12 protein-coding genes, 1 pseudogene and 1 riboswitch are annotated in these 20959 nt (G+C 63.1%); of the genes and pseudogenes, 6 read left to right on the top strand and 7 right to left on the bottom strand.

Features of this window, described 5'->3' with window-relative positions; genetic code table 11:
* Positions 1–163 precede the first annotated feature (163 nt).
* The 3 genes and pseudogenes from XcyCFBP4188_RS01925 to XcyCFBP4188_RS01915 form a co-directional block, all read right to left on the bottom strand.
* Positions 164–3743: pseudogene (locus XcyCFBP4188_RS01925) on the bottom strand (hybrid sensor histidine kinase/response regulator).
* A gap of 65 nt (positions 3744–3808) precedes the next feature.
* Positions 3809–7366, bottom strand: a complete 3558-nt coding sequence (locus tag XcyCFBP4188_RS01920) for a sensor histidine kinase (protein ID WP_104591574.1) — start codon at positions 7364–7366, stop codon at positions 3809–3811.
* An 85-nt stretch (positions 7367–7451) separates the two neighbouring features.
* Complete coding sequence (locus tag XcyCFBP4188_RS01915; protein WP_104591542.1) at positions 7452–11033, bottom strand: hybrid sensor histidine kinase/response regulator; 3582 nt, start codon at positions 11031–11033, stop codon at positions 7452–7454.
* A gap of 95 nt (positions 11034–11128) precedes the next feature.
* Between XcyCFBP4188_RS01915 and XcyCFBP4188_RS01910 the strand changes: the two genes are divergently transcribed.
* The 4 genes from XcyCFBP4188_RS01910 to XcyCFBP4188_RS01895 all read left to right on the top strand — a co-directional run bounded on the left by XcyCFBP4188_RS01910 (position 11129) and on the right by XcyCFBP4188_RS01895 (position 13648).
* Positions 11129–11791 (top strand): YceI family protein, encoded by a 663-nt coding sequence (locus tag XcyCFBP4188_RS01910; RefSeq protein ID WP_006450664.1) that lies wholly within the window; start codon positions 11129–11131, stop codon positions 11789–11791.
* Entirely contained in the window at positions 11788–12351 is a 564-nt protein-coding gene (locus XcyCFBP4188_RS01905) for a cytochrome b (protein ID WP_006450665.1), read from the top strand. The genes XcyCFBP4188_RS01910 and XcyCFBP4188_RS01905 overlap by 4 nt, the downstream gene beginning before the upstream one ends.
* A 10-nt stretch (positions 12352–12361) precedes the next feature.
* Positions 12362–12931, top strand: coding sequence for a YceI family protein (locus XcyCFBP4188_RS01900; protein WP_104591541.1), 570 nt, complete (start codon positions 12362–12364; stop codon positions 12929–12931).
* Between the two features lie 132 nt (positions 12932–13063).
* Positions 13064–13648, top strand: coding sequence for a cold shock domain-containing protein (locus XcyCFBP4188_RS01895; protein WP_043908930.1), 585 nt, complete (start codon positions 13064–13066; stop codon positions 13646–13648).
* 508 nt (positions 13649–14156) lie between these two features.
* Here XcyCFBP4188_RS01895 and XcyCFBP4188_RS01885 read toward each other — a convergent pair.
* Positions 14157–14390, bottom strand: a complete 234-nt coding sequence (locus XcyCFBP4188_RS01885; protein ID WP_006449619.1) for a glutaredoxin family protein — start codon at positions 14388–14390, stop codon at positions 14157–14159.
* Positions 14391–14475: 85 nt separating this feature from the next.
* Between XcyCFBP4188_RS01885 and XcyCFBP4188_RS01880 the strand changes: the two genes are divergently transcribed.
* Positions 14476–15858 carry an L-serine ammonia-lyase gene (locus XcyCFBP4188_RS01880; RefSeq protein WP_006449620.1) on the top strand — a complete coding sequence of 461 codons (1383 nt, stop codon included), beginning with the start codon at positions 14476–14478 and terminating at the stop codon, positions 15856–15858.
* A gap of 270 nt (positions 15859–16128) precedes the next feature.
* Positions 16129–17124: an alpha/beta fold hydrolase gene (locus XcyCFBP4188_RS01875; protein WP_104591539.1), complete on the top strand. Its 996-nt coding sequence runs from the start codon at positions 16129–16131 to the stop codon at positions 17122–17124.
* Between the two features lie 206 nt (positions 17125–17330).
* On the opposite strand, the gene XcyCFBP4188_RS01870 is transcribed toward XcyCFBP4188_RS01875, so the two are convergent.
* From XcyCFBP4188_RS01870 to metX, 3 genes are read right to left on the bottom strand one after another with little or no spacing between them, the layout of a single operon-like run.
* A complete protein-coding gene (locus tag XcyCFBP4188_RS01870) occupies positions 17331–18419 on the bottom strand; it encodes a homoserine dehydrogenase family protein (protein ID WP_167393490.1) in 1089 nt (362 codons plus the stop codon).
* Complete coding sequence (locus tag XcyCFBP4188_RS01865; protein ID WP_104591537.1) at positions 18416–19633, bottom strand: O-succinylhomoserine (thiol)-lyase; 1218 nt, start codon at positions 19631–19633, stop codon at positions 18416–18418. The genes XcyCFBP4188_RS01870 and XcyCFBP4188_RS01865 overlap by 4 nt, the downstream gene beginning before the upstream one ends.
* Entirely contained in the window at positions 19630–20661 is a 1032-nt protein-coding gene (gene metX / locus XcyCFBP4188_RS01860) for a homoserine O-succinyltransferase MetX (RefSeq protein WP_104591536.1), read from the bottom strand. Before metX ends, XcyCFBP4188_RS01865 begins: the two co-directional genes overlap by 4 nt.
* Before the next feature lie 71 nt (positions 20662–20732).
* Positions 20733–20853: riboswitch (SAM riboswitch) on the bottom strand.
* Positions 20854–20959 lie beyond the last annotated feature (106 nt).

Genomic DNA, 20959 nt, shown 5'->3' with positions numbered 1-20959 from the left:
CGCTGTCTGCCGCAGTGGTCACGAACACAGCGCACAGGACTGCGTCCAGCCGAAAGGATCCGGATGCCCCGCAAGATCGCCGGCATTACGCATCGCTGTTCAACCGACGAAGGCGCTGCACGACGCCCGAATCCCGCTTGTCTGCGCTGACTGGGCACCCGCTCTATCCGTCCTCGCGCGGAAGCTTGCGTCGCAACGCATCGGCAATGGTATTAGCCAGCATGTCGCCGGTGAGTGGCTTGCGCAGGAAACTGTCGAATCCCGCTTGCTCGGCGGTCGGTTCGGCCGCTTCGTCGGCGCGCGCGGTCACTGCAACCAGAGGCATGTCGTAGCCGAACACGCGCAGCTGACGCGCCAGCGCGAAGCCATCGAGGCCAGGCAGATCCAGATCGAGCAACGCCAGGTCGAAGGTGTTGTCGGCCGCTTCGGTCAACGCGGCCAGCCCGTGCGGCGCATGTACTACCGAGTGGCCTTGCGAACGCAGCAGGCCAACGATGACCTCGGCGATGGTCGGGTCGTCTTCCACCAGCAGGATGCGCAGCGGATCGATTGCAGCGCTAACGCGCTCCACCTCACTGTCGAGCGTGGCATTGGAGGCGACCCAGCGCAGCGGCAGATCGACCACGAAGCGCGTGCCGGCGCCGAGGCGACTGATCACTTCGACATGCCCCCCCCATCGCCAGCGCCAGCTCCTGGCAGATCGCCAGGCCCAGGCCACTGCCGCCATAGCGCGAGGTGGTCCTGGCACCGTCGCCTTGTTCGAAACGCTGGAACAGACGTGCTTTTTGCTCGGCATTGATGCCCGGCCCGGTATCGGCCACCTCAAAGCGCAGGCCTTGATACGAGCCCAGCGTGGTCAGCTTGAGCCCGACCACGCCGCGCTCGGTGAACTTGATCGCGTTGCTGAGCAGATTGAGCAGAATCTGGCGGATACGGGTGACATCGCCGCTGGCAGTGATATCACCGAGCAAGCCCACTTCCAGACTGAAACGCAGACCACGCTCCTGCGCCAGTGGCGCCATCAGGCCTTCCACTTCGGCCACGAGTTGGCGTACCGAGAACGGCTGCAGATCCAGCTCAAGACGCCCCGACTCGATCCGCGCCAAGTCCAGCGCATCGTTGACCAGCCGCAACAGATGCGCACCGGCACGCCGGATCGATTCGGTGTAGCTGCGCTGCTTGTTGTCCAACGAGGTCTTGAGCAATAACTCGCTCATGCCCAGCACACCAGTCATCGGCGTGCGCACTTCGTGGCCGAGCGTGGCCAGAAAACGGGTCTTCGCAAGTGACGCCTGCTCGGCCAGTTCCTGCTTGTGCACCGCCAATTGCCAGGCATTCAAACGACGCAGGCGACGGCGATACAACAGCACCGCCGCGGCGATGACGCATAGTGTGAGCAGACCCAAAAAGACCAGTCCCCATGGCGCCAACCACCATGGCGGTAGCACCTGAAAGCGTAGGGATTGACTCTGGGACCAGATTCCATCTCCGGTGCGCCCCTGTACCTCCAGGGTGTACTTTCCGGCCGGCAACCGCGAAAACAGCCGCTCCCCGCTTGGCCCGACATCGATCCAGTCCGGGTCGTAGCCGCTCAAACGAAAGCGGTAGCTGTTGGAGTCGGAGTCGGAAAGGCTGAGCAGGCGTGCAACGATGTGCAGATCACGATCGTCGTCCTGCATCTGCAATGGCTCCATGCCAGTGACATCCAGCCCGCGCTCGCCACGACGCAGCCCCACGCGCTCAATCAGCAGTGGCGGCCGGCGCGTGTTTGGACGCATTGTGGATGGATCAAACAGCAAAGCACCGTCCGGCGTTCCGCCTAGGATCTGGCCTCCTATGGACTGTACGAGCGTATTGTCCTGAAATTGCTGATTGGGAAGCCCATCATGCATTCCATAAACCCGCACCATCCTGCTGGCTGGATCCACTCTAATTAAACCACGAGAACTCGAAACCCAAGCAACCCCGTCAGCATCTACTACAAGTCCATTTGGAGCCACCATCGGAAACTCTTGTTTACCGTCGATGGTATCCAGATGTTTTAGCTGCGTACCATCCCATAGATAACGCCTTAGCTCACCCATTAACCCGATCCATACGATACCAGCGTCGGTAAAGCGAAAAACATAATTGGTTGAAGACGGTGCACCTGGGATAGGCACAAAACTATCCATTCGCGCGTCCCAGCGTCTCAGACCAGTTGAGCTGGCGAGCCACATCTGCCCATCCGGCCCCAGCCTCAGGTCATACACGTTTGAAGTATCCAAGCCATGGCTGCCATGTGCTATCTGCCGAATAAACCGGCCATTGCCATCCCTAATCTGAAAACCTGCTTTTGTCATGTAAATCCACAACTGATTCAGCGTATCCAGAGCGATGCGCTCAGGTGTGTCGTAACCGTCAGGAGAGGCTCCGGTAGAGAGAGGCCAGCGTTTACTTTGTTCTGTACGAGGATCGTAGCGGACCAGCGACTTAGGAAGACCTATCCAAACGTAGCCACTTTGGCTTTCGATCAAGGATGTTGGCCAGCGCAATTCATAAATCGTCCGCATATGACGTTCCAGCTTGCCGCTGGCGGGATCCAAACGCTCCAGTGCACCACGGGTTCCTGCAATCCAAAATCCACCGGATGATGAAGCTGCTGCAACCTTTAAGGAAGGATTGGCCATCGACTGCGGATCATCAATTTGATACGAAAGAACCGCGAAAGTGTCCCAATTAGGCCGCAAATGCCATAAGCCACCATTAAGGCCTGCGAACCAAAGGCCGCCCTCACGATCTTCGTATGCACTGGCCCAGTTTGGCTTAACCAGTCCGCGAACGGATAGACTGTAAACTGGCACGTTACGAACTTCATTTCCATTTGAGATACCCAAACCGGACATCGTATCCAGCCAATAACGCCCCGCGCGATCGCGCAAAAGCATACCTATAACACGTTTATCTCCGTCACGTTCCTGCCAAGGCTGCGCTATGAATTTCCCGTTGGAGTCGAGCCGATAGAGGTTATAGTTACCGTCAGTTACCCATAAAGTTCCACTAGAGTCTAACCTCAATCCGTTTGACGACTGAGTATCACCCGGCAGTAGCACACGTTCAAATTTATTACCTGCCCAACGTGCAATACCTGAGCTGCCGCCAACCCACAACGAGCCGTCGGGAGTAACACGCAACGCACTGATACTATTGCCAGGCAGGCTATGAACATCATCCTCCGCAAAAGTAAAGCGCTGCATACTGCCATCTGCCCGCAATCGATAAAGTCCATCCCTGGATGTACCAAACCAAATATCGTGTTCAGGCGTCTGCGCAATCGCCCATACGGAGCTGCGTGAAAACTCAGGAAAGCGCGGATCTGCCAAACGCTTGAATGCCCGCTTCTTGGCGTCTAGTAACCCTGCGCCACCATTTTCAAAACCAACCCATACCCCGTCGTTTGAATCTACGCTGACAGCCCAGACAAAGTTATCAGTAAGCCCTTCCTCCATTCGCCAGATGCGGTAAGTACGCCCATCGAATCTGGCCAGACCATCGGCACTTGCCAGCCACAGGTAACCGTATTTGTCTTCAGCAAAATCATTGATCGTATTGGAAGGCAGGCCGTCAGCCACAGTGAGCTGGACAGGCACCGGGGTGATTGGCACATTCGCGAAGGCGAGCGCAGGCAAGACCGCGATCAGCAGCCAAAAACACAGTCCGGCGAAAATCCGTCGGAAATTGGGAAAAAGACGTTGGCGCAACATGAACATTTCACTGCAGTTTTCCGCATAGTGCGGGCCGCGCCACACACGGGCAAGCCTGCTGCGGTTCACATCGGTACTCCTAGTGCTGCGCCATCGTCCGATCGCGCGCGCGATCTCTGCGCTTTACGCGCCGCCGCGATCGCCTCAACCAACATATCGGCGGTGACCGGCTTGCGCAGGAATCCATCGAAACCTGCGGCTTGCGCCTGGCGCTCCGCATCGCCGTCGGCACGCGCGGTGACTGCGAGCAGTGGGAACCCATGCCCGAGCCGGCGCAGTTGCGATGCCAGCGCAAATCCATCCAGGCCGGGAAGATCCAGATCCAGCAGCGCGATGTCGAAACCGCCATCGACCGCCTCCGACAGCGCCGCCAACCCGTGCGCGGCATGCACCACCCGATGGCCGCGGCCCATCAGCAGGCCGGAGATCACCTCGGCCACGGTCGGCTCGTCTTCCACCAGCAAGATGCGCAACGACTCACCGGCCACCGCGCCCAGCTCGCCAGAAGCGATGCGCACGCCGGAGCGATCGATCGGCAACGGCAGGTCCACGCTGAACTGGGTGCCGACGCCGAGCCTGCTGCGCACGCGGATCGTGCCCTTCATCGCCACGGTGAGCTCCTGGCAGATCGCCAGCCCCAGCCCGCTGCCGCCGTAGCGAGCGCTGGTGTGCGCGCCATCGGCTTGTTCGAAGCGCTGAAACAAGCGCTTCTGCTGCTCCGGGCCGATGCCCGGCCCGGAATCGCGCACCTTGAAACGCAGCACCTCGCCATGCTGACTGGCCGTGAGAGAGACCTCGCCGCGTTCGGAAAACTTGATCGCGTTGCCGAGCAGATTGATCAGGATCTGGCGTACCCGCGTCGCGTCGCCCAGCACCACCAACTGCGCAGGCAATTGATTGCGATAGTGAAAACGCAATCCGCGCGCTTCGCTGATCGGATGCATGAAATCGGCCAGTTCCTGGGTCAGTTGCGCCGGGTCGAACGGCTGCTGCACCAGCTCCAGTTTGCCGGCTTCGATACGCGCCAGATCCAGTGCATCGTTGACCAGCCGCAGCAGATGCGCACCGGCCTTGCGGATCGCGTCGACGTGACTGCGCTGCTTGGCATTCAGCGGCGTGGCCAGCAGCAGTTCGCTCATGCCGAGCACACCGGTCATCGGCGTGCGTACTTCATGTCCCAGGTTGGCAAGAAAGTTCGATTTGGCCACCGAGGCCTGCTCGGCAAGCTGTTGGCGTTGTTGTGCCAGTATCCATCCCTGCTGGCGTCGCACGCGGCGCCGCCAGGCCCACACACCCAGGCATGACAGCAGCACGCACAGCAACGCGGCCACCAGCTGCGCCGGCGTGCTCAGCCACCACGGCGGGCGCACTTCCAACTGCAACGTGGGCGCAGCGACCCAGTCGCCCTCGCCGGCACGCGCCTGCACTTCGATACGGTAGTCGCCGGGCGGCAAGCGCGAAATCACGCGTTCGCCGCCGGCGCCCTGCTCCACCCAACGTTCGTCGTAGCCGTCGATGCGGTAACGATAATGCGCAGAAGCCGGATCGACGAACGACAGCAATCGCGCACTGATACGCAGATCGCGATCGCGCGCCTGCAGCACCATCGGCACCTTGTGAGAGACCGGCTGCGAGCGCTCGGCATCGTTACGGCGCACCTGCACCGATTCGATCACCAGCCGTGCCGATGGCGCGGCGGAAAACGGCCGCGATGGGTCGAACAGCACGATGCCGCTGGTGGTCAGCGCCAACACTTGTCCAGTGGGGCCGGTGACCGGGGGGCGCATCGAGAATTCGCTGTCCGGCAGGCCATCGCGTTGGCCGAACATGCGCACCTGGGCCTGGCCGCGCTTGTAGGCGAACAGGCCTCGCGAGGTAGTCGCCCACACCGTGTCTTTGCCGCCCAAGGCCAGACCGCGTATTTCGGTGGACGGCAGACCGTGCTCGCGCCCGACCCGCTCAAGCAGGCGCGCCTGTTGACCATCCCAGTGATAGCGCTCCAGCGCACCCGGGCGCCCCACCCAGAATTCGCGCGGCGATACGAAAGCCAGCGCATAGACTTCGCGGCTAGCGTCGCCGATCACCTTGCGAAAGCGCTCACCCTGCCAAACCCATAGCCCGTCACCGGCCGCAACCCACGCCGAGCCATCGGGACGTATCACCAGTTGCTGCACCATGCCACCCACCTCGCCGAGGTCGGTACCGAAGTGGAACGTTGCCAGTAGCCGTCCGTCTGCCGCACGCCGCTGCACGCCGGCTTCCACAATCGACAGCCAGAACTCGCCATCGATACCTGGCGCCATCAGTTCCACCCTATGGGTGTCGGACGTGCCGATCTCCATCGCGAGCTTGCGTTTCTCCCCTGTTTTCAGGGTATAGCGGGTGACACCCTCCCGCAGCGCAACCCACAGACTGCCGTCGCCGGTCGGCAGCACCGACTGCACGGTACCGCCGCCCATTACATCGCTTTGCAACACGGGCACAACGTTGCCCTGATCGCCGACCCGATAAACCCCCTCGCCAGTGGTCACCAGAAAACTATCGCCATCGGCGGCGGCATTCACCAGGTAAAGGCCCTCCAGCGGCTTGCCCTGCGTCTCGAAAATCGTGGAAAAGCGTCGCCAGTCCGGCGGCAGGTACGCCACGCCTTGCGAGATCATCCCTAGCCACAGGCCGCCCTGGCGGTCCTGCATGACATCGAGCACACCGCTGTGCGCAGTAAGAAACCCACTACCACGATCGCCTTCCATCACTCGCAGCGCAGTTTCGCCGGGCGCTACTCGAAAAAAACCATCGGCCGCGCCCACCCAGTAGCCACCATGCACATCGTGCACCACCGTGCCGGCACGTATGTCGGTAGATCCGTCCCAGGGCGCGGGTTCCAGCACGCCGGCGGGTGTTACCCGGTACAAACCCTTGCTACTGCCCACCCACAGGGTGCCGTCGGGATCCTTGCTTAGTTTGAACACCGTTGCGCTCAGGCGGTCCGGCGCGATGCGCACGAAACGCTCGTCATCGCGCAGCACCAGACCGCTGGCGGTGCCAATCCACAATCGGCCGCGCGCGTCGGTCACCATGCTCATGATGGTGTCGCTAGGCAGTGCATCCGGCACATCAGGCGATGCGCGGAATACCGTCACCCGGCCATTTTCTTCGCGTCGACACAGGCCGCCGCCACTGCTCCCAACCCAGATCGCGCCCTGCGCCTGCGCAATCGACCAGACCTGCCCGGCACAGGCTTCGGCGACGTCAGGAAATGTCGTAAAGGCCTCACGTTCTGTGTTGAGCATACTGAGCGGCGAGCCATTGATGCCCAGCCAGACCCGGTCGCGATTGTCGATAAACAGCGCTTCGACCTCGTTGCCGGGAACTGAGTTTGCGGTGTGCGGATCATGCCGCCACACCTGCAAGCCGATGCCGTCATAGCGCGCCAGACCATCGCTGGTGGCCGCCGAGATATAACCCTGCCGGTCCTGCGCCAAGGCCAGCACCATGCGCGAAGGCAGGCCTTCGACCGGCCCGAACCGGCGCATGCGCGGGGTCTCGATCTGGTTCACCGCCAACGCATCCACACCGATCAGCAGCAACAAGACCGCAAGCAACGACAGCAGCACCTTCTTCATCTTCATCCTTGTCCCCATCGCCACCTGCACGCTTGCGCGCGCTCCCTGGCGGGACTGCACTGTACCTGCTTCGCTACGGCCGCCCCTAGTCGGCAACCGGGTCTTCCTGTGCGTCGCTGGCGTCAGCAAGCGCGCGCGCCAGTACCTGCGCGAGCAAGTCGCCGGTGACCGGCTTGCGCAAGAATCCATTGCACCCTGCCGCCATTGCCTGCGGTTCTGCATCGGCGTCGGCGCGTGCGGTCACCGCAACGATCGGAAAACGCACGCCGCGCGCGCGCAATTGCGCCACCAGTGCCGCGCCGTCGATGCCGGGCAAATCCAGGTCGCATAGCCCCGCATCGAAGCTGCGCGTGCTCACCTCGGCCAGTGCCGCAAGACCATGCAATACATGCGTGACCTGATGCCCGCGCGTCTGCAGCAGGCCGACAATCACCTGCGCCACGGTGGGGTCGTCTTCGACCAGCAGCAGCTGCAGTGGCGCCTGATCGTGAAGCGGCGTTGTGCGTGCCACATTCGGCGTCACTGCGGGTAACGCAGCCACCCAGCGCAATGGCAGCTCGACCACGAAACACGCGCCCCGCCCCAGTTCGCTGCTGACCGTCACTTCACCGCCCATGGCCGCTGCCAATTCGCGGCAGATCGCCAGCCCCAGGCCACTGCCGCCATGCCGCGCAAGCGTGAGCGCGCCTTCGGCCTGCTCGAAGCGCTGGAACAAGCGCCCGCGCTGTTCTGCACTCATGCCGGGGCCGGTATCGCGCACCTCCATCCGGATGCCTCGCTTGTGGCCTTGCGGCAGCACTGAGACACGCAAACTCACATTGCCGTGCTCAGTGAACTTGACCGCGTTGAACAACAGATTGAGCAGGATCTGCTGCACCCGGCTGGCATCGCCGTGCAGTGCCGGCGGCAACGCATCCTCCAGCTCGCACTCGAAGACCAACTGCTTCTGCTCGGCAGTCGGGCGCACCAGCTCGGCCACTTGCCTGATCAGCTGGCGCAAATCGAAATCGCGGTAATCCAATGGCAGCTTGCCGGCCTCGATCCGCGCCAGATCCAACGCATCGTTGACCAGCCGCAGCAGATGCTTGCCCGCCGACTGGATTGCGCTGGCATAGCCCTGCTGACGTCCATCCAACGGTGTCTGCAGCAGCAACTCGCTCATCCCCAGCACACCGGTCATCGGCGTACGCACCTCGTGCCCCAGGGTCGCAAGAAACCGCGTCTTGGCCTGCGACGCCTGCTCGGCAAGCTCGCGTTTGTGCTGCGCAAGTTGCCATTGCGCACGCATGCGCACACGCCGGCGGTAAGCGGCGGCAAGCAATGCGCTCAGCAGCAATCCAAGCAGGCAGATCAGCGCGATGCCGACGTCGCTGCGCCACCAGGGTGGATTGACCGTAAATCGCAGGGTGCGCACTTGCGAGCGATTACCCAAGGGGTCTACACCCTGCAGCGCGAGCTCGTAGTTGCCGGCAGGCAAACTGGCAAATTCGCGGATCCCCGCGTTGCCCGAGGTCTGCCACTCCGTATCGAAGCCTTTCAAGAAACTGCGATAACGATTGGAAAGCGGATCGCTATACGACAGCAGACGACTGACGATCTGCAACTGCCGGTCCCCGGGACCCAGCTGAAACGGGCGATCCATCGGCAACGCGATGCGTGCACCATTACGCAGCACGCTGAGATGTTCCAACTGCAATGCGGGCACGAACGGTGCGATATCGGGCATTGCGGTATCCAGCAATACGGTGGAGCCATCGCTGGTCGCCCCGATCAAGGTGTCGCCCGCCATCAGCAGGCAATGCTGGACGAATTCCTGACTGGTCAACCCATCGCGCGTGCCGATATTGCGCAGCCGTGCCGGCGTCACCGAGGGATCGATCCGCCAGAGCCCACGTAAGCTGGAAATCCAGACCCTGCCATGCGGGTCGATCTGCATTGCAGAGGCGTCGAACCCGGCCAGCCCGTCGGCTTCGCCCACGTGGCGCACACGCGTCCAGCCTGTTGCGGTTTTTTTCCATTGTTCCGCACCGGTGGCCCGGTATACCCACACCGTCTCCGGCGATTGGCTGGCAAACGCCTGGATCGGGGTTCCTTCGAGACCTGCAACCGGCACAAAGCGGCGAGAGGTGTCGTCCCAGGCAAACATGCCGCCCTCGCCCGCAGCCCAGACACGCCCGTCGGGGCCTTGTTCAAGCTGCTGTACAGCGATGTCGCTGAGGCCATGCAGGTCTTGCTGAGTGATGCGCTGCAAGACGCGGCCGCTACGTAAATCGCGCTGCTGCACCATGTCGAGGAATGCCATCCACACCGTGTCGCCCTGCTCGATGATCCAGTCCGGCGCCGACAGCGCGGATGCCGGTTCGGGACCATCGGACGGCCAGTGGATGAACTCACCAGTGCGCAGATCCATCCGCGAGAGACCAAAGCTCAAATTGCCCAGCCAGACACGCTGCAGACGATCCTCCAACGCCGACACCAGCTCCATGCCCTTGAGATGCGGCGACTGCAATCCTGTCTGAAACGTGTCGCCCGTGCTCGGATCAACGCGCAACAAGCGACCGTCTGTATCCACCTGCCACAAACCACCAGACCGTGTGGCGGGTGCCAGATTGCAATAAATGGCATCGCCGGTCGGCGCGGCGGGCTTGAGCACGGCACTGCGCTTCCAATCCGCAGGCAAATACCCCAGGCCAGTGCCATGCATCGGAACCCAAAGCCCCCCATCGGCCGCTCCCAGCAGACCGACCACATTACGGCGCGACAACGGACCCTCGCCGCTGAAGGCAGGGACCGGTGGACGCTCGCCACGCGTCCGCCATAGACCGCGTCCGCTCCCTAGCCAGAACTCGCCGTCCTGAGCAGCCACTGCGCCCCAGAACTCGTTGCCGCTACCGAACATCGTTCCCCAGGGAAGCGGCTGCCATTGATCGTTGGACCCCATGACATGCAATCCAGACTCGCTGCCCAGCCACAGACGGTCGCCGGTCCATTGCAGACCGAAAATGGCCGACTGCCGGTTCGGCTCGTCTGGGACATATTCGCGACGCAGATGTTTCCCGTCGTAATAAGCCAGTCCATTACTGGTTGCGATCCACAGCCGCTGCCGGTTGTCCGCCGCAAGATTCATGACCATGGCCTGGTCAAGATCGCCATCGACCGCACCCAGATCCACCGACGACATCGTCCCACCAGCATCGATGCGGACCAGCGCGCCGGACGTGGTCCCGGCCCAGATATCGCCGTCGAACGCAGCGATGCTGTAGATCTCGCCGTCCTTCAGCAAAGGATAGTCCGCAGTGCGATAGTGGCGAAACTGGCGTCGTCCGGCATCCATGACGCTCAGCGTCTTGCCGCAGCCGATCCATATCCTGTCCAGCGCATCGATATGCAGCGCCTGGACGGCATTGCAGGGCAACGACGCAGGGTCGTTCGGATCGTGTCTCCAGGTCCTGAATCCCGCGCCGTCGTAACGCACCAGGCCATCCAGGGTGCCAAGCCACAGATAACCGGCACGATCCCGGTGGATCGCAACCACCATGGTCGATGGAAGTCCATCGCTGGGCCCTACAATGCGGAAACGGGGAATCTCGGGAATCTTCGCCGCACATGGCAAAGCGCCAAGCAGCAAGACAAGCATCAAGACAAGCACAACGATGAGCGCACGCATGTGGGCATCCTTTCCACGTCCAGCCCGCATGCTCGCAACGGATCGTTGCGAGCGCAAGCCAAGCGGAGCGCAGCGGGAATGCCTAGAATCCGCCCATGACAATCCTCGCCCGCCTGTTGCTGCTTCCCGCCCTGGTCGCGACCAGCCTTGCCGCAACCGCCGCGCCGGTGCGTTACGCGCTGGATCCGGTGCACACGCGGGTGCTGTTCGCAGTCGAACATGCCGGGTTTTCCAAGGCGTTGGGCACCGTTTCCGGAAGTAGCGGCACGCTGGTGTTCGACCCGGACGACTGGGCCTCCGCACGGCTGGATGTCAACGTGCCGCTGCACCGCGCCGACCTGGGCGATGCCAAGTGGAACGAGGCCACGCTGGCGCGCAACCTGCTCGACGCCGAGCGGTTTCCCGACGCGCATTTCGTCTCCACGCAGGTGGTCGCAAGCGGCGAAAACCACGCCAAGGTCACTGGAAATCTGACCCTGCATGGGGTCACCCGCCCGGTCACCCTGGATGTCACCCTCAACGCGCTCAAACGTCATCCGCTGCCGCCGTTCCGGCGCACTGCCGGTTTCTCGGCCACCGCCACGCTGAGCCGTGCCGAGTTCGGAATCGACGCGTGGAAGTCGATGATCGGCGACTCGGTGGAACTGCGCATCGAAGCCGAAGCCGTGCGCGAGGGCCGCGCCGAAGACGACGCACCGCAACTGCAGAACACACCCGCCGCCCCTGACGCTGCCACCAGCCCGGAATCGGGAGCATGAGCCTGAAGAACATCGAACGTTGGGGCGGTGTCAGCCAGACCCTGCATTGGCTGATCGCACTACTGATTCTGGCGTTGGGCGTGGTTGGCCTGATCATGGGCGACCTGCCCAAGACCCCGAAATATTTCTGGGTCTACACCGCGCACAAGTCGGTGGGTCTGACCGTGCTGGCACTGGTGATCGTGCGGCTGGGCTGGCGCATCTATGCAGGCGCGCCGCCGCCGGTAAGCGGTACGCCGCGCTGGCAGGAACGCATCGCCGGGCTCACCCACTGGCTGCTGTACGCCATGATCTTCGCCATGCCGCTGTCGGGCTGGCTGTACGACTCCACCAGCGGCCTGCGCCCGTTTCGTTGGTTCGGCTTGTTTGCCGTCCCCAAGCTCAGCCCGCCGGACGAACAACTGCGCGCGATTGCGCATTTCATCCACGAGTGGGGCTTCTGGTTGTTGATTGCGGTGGTGCTGGCGCATGCCGGCGCTGCGCTCTACCACCACCTGTTCCAGCGTGACGCCACCTTGGTGCGGATGTTGCCGCGCGGTTGGCTCTCTTCCAAACCCTAAAGGATTCCTCATGTCGTCCAGGTTGTTCGCCTCTCCCCTGTTGGTCGCCGCCTCACTGGTGGCCACGTTCGCTGCCGCCCCGGTCCTCGCTGCCGATTACGTGCAGGCGCCCGGTTCGTCGCTGGTGTTTGCCAGCAAGTACGACGGCGAAGTCTTCACCGGCAAGTTCCCCGGTTTCGACACAACGCTGAGTTTCGATCCGGCCAATCTGGCCGGTGCCAAGCTCGACGTGCGCATCCCGTTGGCAGGTGCCGTCAGCGGCAATGGCGACCGTGATTCGACCCTGCAGGGGCCGGACTTCTTCAACGTGGCCAAGTTCGCCACCGCGCGCTACCGCGCCGACAAGTTCCGCGCACTCGGCGGCAACCAGTACGCCGCCGACGGCACGCTGGAATTGCGCGGCATCAGCAAGCCGGTCACGCTGACCTTCACCTGGACACCCGGCGCGCAGCCGGTGCTGGCCGGCAAGGCCACCGTCAAACGGCTGGATTTCGGCGTGGGCAGCGGCGACTGGACCGACACCAAGACCATTCCCAACGAAACCGCGATCAGCACCAAGGTCGTGTTCAAGGCGAAGTAACGCCACCGGCCGCAACCGGACGCGGCCATTGAACGGCGGACTACCTCGTCGGGTCCGCCGTTTTTTTGTGCCCGATGATTGAATGACACCGCGCGACAGCTAGACTCGGCACTCGCCCAAAGGATGCCGACGATGCGCACACACGGAACGTTGACCCGCTGGAACCCCGATCGCGGCTTCGGCTTCATTACCCCTGCTCAGCCGGGCGATGAGGTGTTCGTGCATATTTCCGCGTTTCCCAGAAGCGCAGATGCGCCGCGTATCGGCGAGCTGATTTCCTTCGAGATCGAACCAAGCAAGGATGGGCGACAGCAAGCGGTGCGCGTGATGCGCGCCGGAGCGCGTGCGCCCAAGCATGACGCGCCTGTGCGACGCAACACGGCACGCATGGCGCCGGCAAAAAGACAGATAGGGCTTGGAAAGGTCTTGCTCATGATGCTGGTGCTCGGTGGCGGGGCGTTCGCCTATCAGCAGCGCGATTACTTGATCGATGTATTCACCCGGGCATCGGCACTAGAACAAATGTCGTCGCCAACGCGGCCCGTAGCAACCACTCCTGCGTCTGCGCCCACCGCGCAATACAGCTGTGGCGGACGCACGCACTGCTCGCAGATGACCTCCTGCGACGATGCCACTTACGTGTTGCAGCATTGCCCAAATACCGAAATGGACGGCGACCACGATGGCGTGCCCTGCGAGCAGCAATGGTGCCGTTGAATCAATGCAGCTGACATTTTGAAGGGGTATCCGACAAAATGAGTTTGTTAGCCGCATCTTGTTGGATGCAGTCAAACGCACATGTCAAACGCTGAGTCGGTCGAGCGCGCGGCGCCCTCACCGCTCGCGGGACACGCCGCAAGTACGTCCATGTAGGCTCGGTGGCGGCGTCCATGCCGCCACACGGTCCCGCAATCGGCGAGGACACCGCACCAGACAGTTTGCTGATTGCTTTATTGAAACCTATGCACACCGATCAACTCGACTGGTCCTTGCCCGCCCACCGTCGCGGGACCTTACGCGGCATGGATGCCGCGTAAGAGCCTACACGGACGTACTTGCGGCGTGTCCCGCGATGGTGGGCGGGCAAGGGCCCTGCAGCAAACCCGCAGATCGGCCGCCCTGCAGCGAAGGCCCAGATCATCCGCTCCGCACCAGAGCGGCGTGAAGTCGTTTTAAGCCGCTCTAAATCCAAAATCTGGCGCGTACCGGGTCCACGAGCGCCGCATCAGCGCGTGCCGGAGTTCAACCACTCCCGCAAACGATGGCTGTCAAACGGCCACCCCAACTCGCGCCCAACCGCATCGCGCAATACCGGCACACGCTCACCATAAGCGGACTCAAGCGCCGCATCGCCATCGATAAACACGCTGCTGAATTCGCCCGCGCGCGCCTGCGCCAGCACCTCCACGGCCTGATCGCACAGGTGGCACTCGTCGCGCTGGTACAGGATCAGGCCCATTGAGAGGTCTCATGCTGCGCTGCAGCCGTGCCGCAATCGCCGAAAGACTAGAATAGCCGCCTTTACGCTCACCTCTCCGGCAAGCATGGCTGTCAGCACGTTCGACCTGTTCAAGATCGGTATCGGTCCGAGTTCCTCCCATACCGTGGGGCCGATGCGCGCCGCCGAACGCTTCGTGCATCGCTGGCTGCTCGACGCCGGACGCCTGCAGGACGTGGTGCGCATCCGCGCCGAGATCTTCGGCTCGCTGGCGTTGACCGGCCGCGGCCATGGCACCGACAAGGCCGTGCTGCTCGGCCTGGAAGGCAACCGCCCCAACCTGATCGACCCGGACATCATCCCCGCCACGCTCGAGCGCATCCGCGCCAGCAAGCGCATCAACTTGATGGGCCAGCACACCATCGCCTTCGACGAAAAACGCGACCTGCCGATGAACAAACGGCAGAAGCTCCCGTACCACACCAATGGCATGCGTTTCACCGCCTACGACGGCAATGACGCCGTGATCGCCACGCGCGATTACTACTCGGTCGGTGGCGGTTTTGTGGTCAACCAGGACGATGCCGCCGACGACCGCATCGTCGCCGACGAGACGCCACTGCCCTACCCGTTCCTCAGTGGCGACGAACTGCTGGCGCAATGCGCACGCAGCGGTCTGAGCATCGCCGCGCTGATGTTCGAAAACGAAAAGAGCTGGCGCAGCGAAGACGAAATTCGCGCCGGCCTGCGCGAACTGTGGGCGGCGATGCAGTCGTGCGTGGAACGCGGGATTCGCCAGGAAGGCACGCTACCGGGTGGCCTGAACGTCTCGCGTCGCGCACCGGCGCTGTATCGCGAACTGTCGTCCAAACCGGAAGCGGCGATGCGCGATCCGTTGACCACGCTGGACTGGGTCAATCTGTACGCGCTCGCGGTCAACGAAGAAAACGCTGCTGGCGGCCGCGTCGTTACCGCACCCACCAACGGTGCGGCCGGCATCATTCCCTCGGTGCTGCATTACTTCGATCGCTTCTGCCCCGGCGCATCCGAGCAACGCATCTTCGACTTCCTGCTCACCGCTGCGGCCATCGGCATTCTCTACAAGGAAAACGCTTCCATTTCCGGCGCCGAAGTCGGTTGCCAGGGCGAAGTGGGCGTGGCGTGTTCAATGGCGGCAGGCGGTCTGGTCGCCGCGCTTGGCGGCAACCCGGGGCAGATCGAAAACGCTGCGGAAATCGGCATGGAACACAACCTCGGCCTGACCTGCGATCCGATCGGCGGCCTGGTGCAGATCCCGTGCATCGAACGTAATGCGATGGGCGCGGTGAAGGCGATCAATGCCAGCCGCATGGCCATGCGCGGCGACGGCAAGCACAAGGTCTCGCTGGACAAGGTCATCAAGACCATGCGCGACACCGGCCGCGACATGCAGGACAAGTACAAGGAAACCAGCCGCGGCGGCCTGGCAGTGAACGTGATCGAATGCTGAGCGGTGGCGGGTCTCGCTCGGCTGCATTGGCAGGCAACTGCGCGCGATCGTGAAGGCGCGCCTGAGTACGATTAGGCGTTAGCTGCCATGCCTCATCGGCTGCAATAAGAGATTTGCGGCCACCCCGCGCGCCTGGCGCATCGCACCGGAAATCAGACGCAGCGAACTGATCCGACACAGCAGGCGTTCCCGCACGCGGGTTGCCGTGTTGAACGCGATCACCACATGCACGTGTGTACCGTCGAAGGCTGAATTCCCACGGAGATCGCGATGCGACAGCTTGTTTGCACTCTCGCCCTGGCCCTGGCCTGCGGTCCATTGATGGCGCAGGAAACCAGCTATGGCCCGCGTCTGGAAGGCTTCGACTATCCCTATCCGGTCAAGACCTTCGCGTTCACTTCGCAACAGCAGCCGCTTGAAATGGCGTACCTGGATGTCGCACCCACCGGCAAGCCCAACGGACGCACCGCCGTGCTGCTGCATGGCAAGAACTTCTGCGCCGTCACCTGGGAGCAGACCATTGCCGCGTTGAGCACCGCCGGCTACCGCGTCATCGCGCCGGAACAGGTGGGTTTTTGCAAATCCAGCAAGCCGGCGGCTTATCAATTTTCCTTCGCGCAGCTGGCCGACAACACGCAGGCGCTGCTGAAAAAATTGGGCATCGAACGTGCCGTGGTGGTCGGTCATTCGATGGGCGGCATGCTCGCCATCCGCTATGCGCTGATGTATCCGCAGGCCACCGAGCATCTGGCATTGGTCGACCCGATCGGCCTGGAAGACTGGAAGGCCGAAGGCATTCCGTGGCGCAGCGTCGATGCCTGGTACGACAACGAACTGAAGATCAGTTTCGAGCGGATCAAGAAATATCAGATGGAGGTCTACTACGCCGGCCAGTGGAAGCCGGAGTTCGAACGCTGGGCGCGCATGCAGGCCGGCATGTCGCTGGGCAACGGCAGGCAGGCCGTCGCCTGGAACCAGGCGCTGACCTACGACATGGTGTTCAACCAACCGGTGGTCTACGAACTGCCCAAGCTCGCCGTGCCGACCACATTATTTATCGGCCTCAAGGACCGCACCGCGATCGGCAAGGACACCGCACCGCCCGAGGTCAAGGCACGCGTCGGCGATTACACCAAGCTGGGGAAACGTGCGGCCGAGACGATTCCGAATGCGAAGCTGATCGAGTTCGCCGACCTCGGACATTCCCCGCAGGTGCAGGACCCGAAGCGCTTCAATGCTGCGTTATTGAAGGCGATTGCGCTGTAAGCGGCGGGCCGGTCGCACGGTGTCGCCTGACCTACGCTGATCTGAAAGCCGCAGCTCGCTGACATGCGAGCTGCGGCTGGATGCGCATCGATGCGTATCTGATGCCGCGTCTCTCAGCACACGATTGCCAGGCAGTTGGCCTGCTGCAACCTGATCAAGCCAGAGCCTTGGCCTGCGCGATGCTTCAAACAACGACGATCACTCGATCAACCCGCCACAATCCGCAGCACATCATCCAGCAACGCCGCCGCAGTCACTTCCGCACCCGCGCCCGGGCCCTGGATCAACAACGGCTGCTCGCGATAGCGATCGCTGCTGATCGCAACGCGGTTATCGGTACCGGCGCCGCCGGCCAGCGGGTGATCCAGCGCCAATTCGCGCAAGCCCACACTGGCGCCATGCGCATCCACGCGACCGACAAAGCGCAGGCAACGCCCTGCGGCACGCGCCTGCTGCCAACGCGCGCCCACTACCTCGTCCAGCGCGCCCAGCTGCGCATCCAAGGCGTCAAGCGGAACCCGCGCAATGCTTGCGGGCACGAGCGATTCCACATGCACCTGCTCGGCCTCCAGCTGCCAACCCGCCGCGCGTGCCAGGATCAGCAACTTGCGCCGCACATCCTCGCCGGACAGATCGATGCGCGGATCCGGCTCGGTGTAACCGGCCGCCATCGCCTCGCGCACGCAATCGGAAAACGCGCCGCTGCCGTCATAGCGATCAAACAGCCACGCCAACGATCCGGACAACACGCCTTCGATCGAATGGATATGATCGCCGCCCGCCACCAGCGCACGCACGCTGCTGAGCACGGGCAGCCCCGCGCCCACCGTCGCGCTGTCGCCATAGTGCGCACCGCTGGCATGACGCGCCGCGTGCAGCGCCTGCGCCCGCGACAACGCCGTGCCCTGGCCCAACTTGTTGGCGGTGACCACATGCACACCACGCAACAGCCATTCCACATGCCAATCGGCCACCACGTCGCTGGCAGTGGCATCCACCAGCACATCGCCGGCACGCAATGCGGTGGTCTCCGCCCAAGGCTGCAACACCGCCTGGCCGCGCGGCGCTGCATTGGCCTGCCGCAATGCCTGTTCCGCACTGGTGCCGCAGTCGTGGGCAATGCGCGAATTGGCCAGCCAATCGAAGCGCGGCAAACGCAATTGACGCTCCTGCAGCGCGGTGTAGCGCGTCACGAACGCGCCCCCCACGGTGCCGGTGCCCAGCAAGGCCAGACGTGGCGTCGGTGTCACCGCGGCCGCCGACGCGCGACGCGAAGCAGGTAGCACAGTACTCACGCGTCGACCTGTTTGCGGCTTGCGGTGGTCAGCGTCGCTTCGGCACGTGCCAGGCCGGCGCGCAGATCGATCAACAGATCTTCGGCCGATTCGATCCCGATCGACAACCGCAGCAGCCCGTCGGAAATCCCGGCCGCAGCGCGGGCTTCGGCGGTCATCGCCGCATGCGTCATCGATGCCGGATGCGCGATCAGGCTTTCCACACCGCCCAACGACTCGGCCAGCGTGAAGTAACGCAGGCCATCGACAAACGCGCGCACTGCCGCTTCGCCACCTTCCAGCTCGAAGCTCATCATCGCGCCGAAGCCCTTCTGCTGGCGCGCCGCCAATGCATGGCCGGGGTGCGACGCCAGGCCGGGGAAATACACCTGATTGACGGCCGCATGCCCGTTCAACAGCTCGGCGATCGCGTCGGCATTTTCCTGATGCACGCGCAGACGTGCATCCAGCGTGCGCAAACCGCGCAGGGTGAGGAAGGCGTCGAACGGCGAACCGGTCAGGCCCAGCGCATTGGCCCACCACACCAGCTGCTGGTGCAGCTCCGCGTCGCGCGCCACTACCGCACCACCCACCACATCGCTATGGCCGTTGATGTACTTGGTGGTGGAATGCAGCACCAGATCCGCACCGAATTCCAGCGGCTTTTGCAGTGCCGGCGACAGGAACGTGTTGTCCACCACCGTCAACGCGCCGACCTTCTTCGCCGCCTCAATGACAAAGCGCAGATCGGTGATGCGCAACAGCGGATTGGACGGGGTTTCGATCAGCACCAGCTTGGGCGAATGCGCCAGTGCATCAGCCAGCGAGCGCGGGTCGGTGAGGTCGGCGGTGATCAGCGCGAAGTGGCCTTTCTTGGCCAGCGCGTTGAACAGGCGCCAGCTGCCACCGTACGCATCGTGCGGCACCACCAACGTATCGCCCGGCTGCAGCAGCGCGTTGAGCACCAGATTGATCGCGCCCATGCCGGTGGAGGTGATCACCCCGCCGGCGCCACCTTCCAGTTCGGCCAGCGCTTCGCCGAGCAGATCGCGGGTGGGATTGCCGCTGCGCGTGTAGTCGTACTGGCGCTTGTTGCCGAAACCATCGAAGGAAAAATTCGACGACAACACGATCGGCGGCGTTACCGCGCCATAGGCCGTGTCGCGATCGATACCGGCGCGGACAGCGGCAGTGGCAGCGGTACAGGGGGCGTCGGTGGGGTCACGAAAGCTCATGCGGTTTCTCCGGTGATGCGAAGGGCAGTGGTGAGGATCGCGTCGATGCGATCGATTTCTTTCAAGAAGGCGTCGTGGCCATACGGCGAGCGCAGCACGCGCAGACTGCCGCGCTGGCCCAAGCCTTCGACCAGCGTGACCAGGTCGGCCAGCGGCACCAGGCGGTCGCCCTCTACCGCAACGACAACGGTGGGCACGCGCACCTGCGCGGGGTCGATGCGATGCAGATCGATAGATTCGGACAACCGCAAATAGGCATTCACCGGCGTGCGCGCCACGTATTGCGCGCCAGCGGCGTCCAGATAGTCTTCGGCCGCCACGCGCACGCGGCCATTGATCACTTCCGGCGGCGCGTCGAAGCGTTCGCTGAATTCTTCCGGCGTGCGGTAGCTCAGCATGGCGAACTGGCGTGCCAGCGCCAGTCCATGATGTTCCGCGCATTGCAGCTGGCCTAGCGCCACCGCGCGGCGCTGCAGTGCGCGCCACGCTGCGGCATACGGATGCGCGCGATGCGCACCGCTCACTGCCACCAGCGTGCCGACACGGGCGGCATGGCGGGTGACGAATTGCAGACCGACCAAAGCGCCATACGAATAACCGACAAAACCGTGCAGGCGCGCGATGCCCAATGCATCCAGCAGCGCGGCGATCGCATCGGCCTGGTCGGCGGTATCGATCGGCGCATCCAGCGTGCCGTCGGCGCCGAGAAAGTCGAATGCCAACAGCCGGCGCGATGCCGGATCCAGCGCGCGGCCTGTACCAACCAGGCCATCCACCCAGCCCTTCTCGGGAAACAAGCCGCTGGCGGCCAGATGGCGGTGCGCAGAAATCCCGCCGGCCACGAACACCACCGGCGCATTGGCCGCGCCAACCAGCTCATAGCGCAGCCGCAGCTCGCGCATGCCGGCATGCCGCATCGGCAGCGCGATGACAAGATCGCCGCGCACGGCAATCAAACCGTCATCGGTGGTGGCGGGCGTATAGGCGTAGTCGGTAGTAGAAGGCGATGCTGTATTCACGAGGCTCATGGCGATATCCGGGGTGGATCGGCCATCGAGCTTCGCGGGAGCTCGCGTTCGACGTGCACAAGGCACAAATCGAACCATCTTTCGGCGGACACGCAGGTCCCCGCAGGATTTGGCACCAAACGCGGGCGCTTGCGCGCTCCGCTGGCTGCCCCGGCATCAAAGGGCCTGTCCCTCCGCCGGTCTCGATGGTGAGGCTAAGATGCCACCGCCTTTTTGCGATGTCAATCTCTTCATGCGGATGGAAAGATATATTTTCATCCGATACCACTGCAGCGTGTGATGCGCCGCATACTGACGC

The organism is Xanthomonas hortorum pv. cynarae, assembly GCF_002939985.1.
Taxonomy (GTDB): domain Bacteria; phylum Pseudomonadota; class Gammaproteobacteria; order Xanthomonadales; family Xanthomonadaceae; genus Xanthomonas; species Xanthomonas hortorum_D.
Note: the sequence above shows the minus strand (reverse complement) of the source record. Positions and strands in the feature narration are given on the sequence as shown.

Excerpts from the sequence above, each read along its gene's own strand:
- metX (WP_104591536.1), bottom strand. The coding sequence starts at position 20,661 with ATGAGCCTCGTGAATACAGCATCGCCTTCTACTACCGACTACGCCTAT.
- XcyCFBP4188_RS01900 (WP_104591541.1), top strand. The coding sequence starts at position 12,362 with ATGTCGTCCAGGTTGTTCGCCTCTCCCCTGTTGGTCGCCGCCTCACTG.
- XcyCFBP4188_RS01885 (WP_006449619.1), bottom strand. The coding sequence starts at position 14,390 with ATGGGCCTGATCCTGTACCAGCGCGACGAGTGCCACCTGTGCGATCAG.
- XcyCFBP4188_RS01910 (WP_006450664.1), top strand. The coding sequence starts at position 11,129 with ATGACAATCCTCGCCCGCCTGTTGCTGCTTCCCGCCCTGGTCGCGACC.
- XcyCFBP4188_RS01895 (WP_043908930.1), top strand. The coding sequence starts at position 13,064 with ATGCGCACACACGGAACGTTGACCCGCTGGAACCCCGATCGCGGCTTC.
- XcyCFBP4188_RS01865 (WP_104591537.1), bottom strand. The coding sequence starts at position 19,633 with ATGAGCTTTCGTGACCCCACCGACGCCCCCTGTACCGCTGCCACTGCC.
- XcyCFBP4188_RS01905 (WP_006450665.1), top strand. The coding sequence starts at position 11,788 with ATGAGCCTGAAGAACATCGAACGTTGGGGCGGTGTCAGCCAGACCCTG.
- XcyCFBP4188_RS01920 (WP_104591574.1), bottom strand. The coding sequence starts at position 7,366 with ATGAAGAAGGTGCTGCTGTCGTTGCTTGCGGTCTTGTTGCTGCTGATC.
- XcyCFBP4188_RS01915 (WP_104591542.1), bottom strand. The coding sequence starts at position 11,033 with ATGCGTGCGCTCATCGTTGTGCTTGTCTTGATGCTTGTCTTGCTGCTT.
- XcyCFBP4188_RS01875 (WP_104591539.1), top strand. The coding sequence starts at position 16,129 with ATGCGACAGCTTGTTTGCACTCTCGCCCTGGCCCTGGCCTGCGGTCCA.
- XcyCFBP4188_RS01880 (WP_006449620.1), top strand. The coding sequence starts at position 14,476 with ATGGCTGTCAGCACGTTCGACCTGTTCAAGATCGGTATCGGTCCGAGT.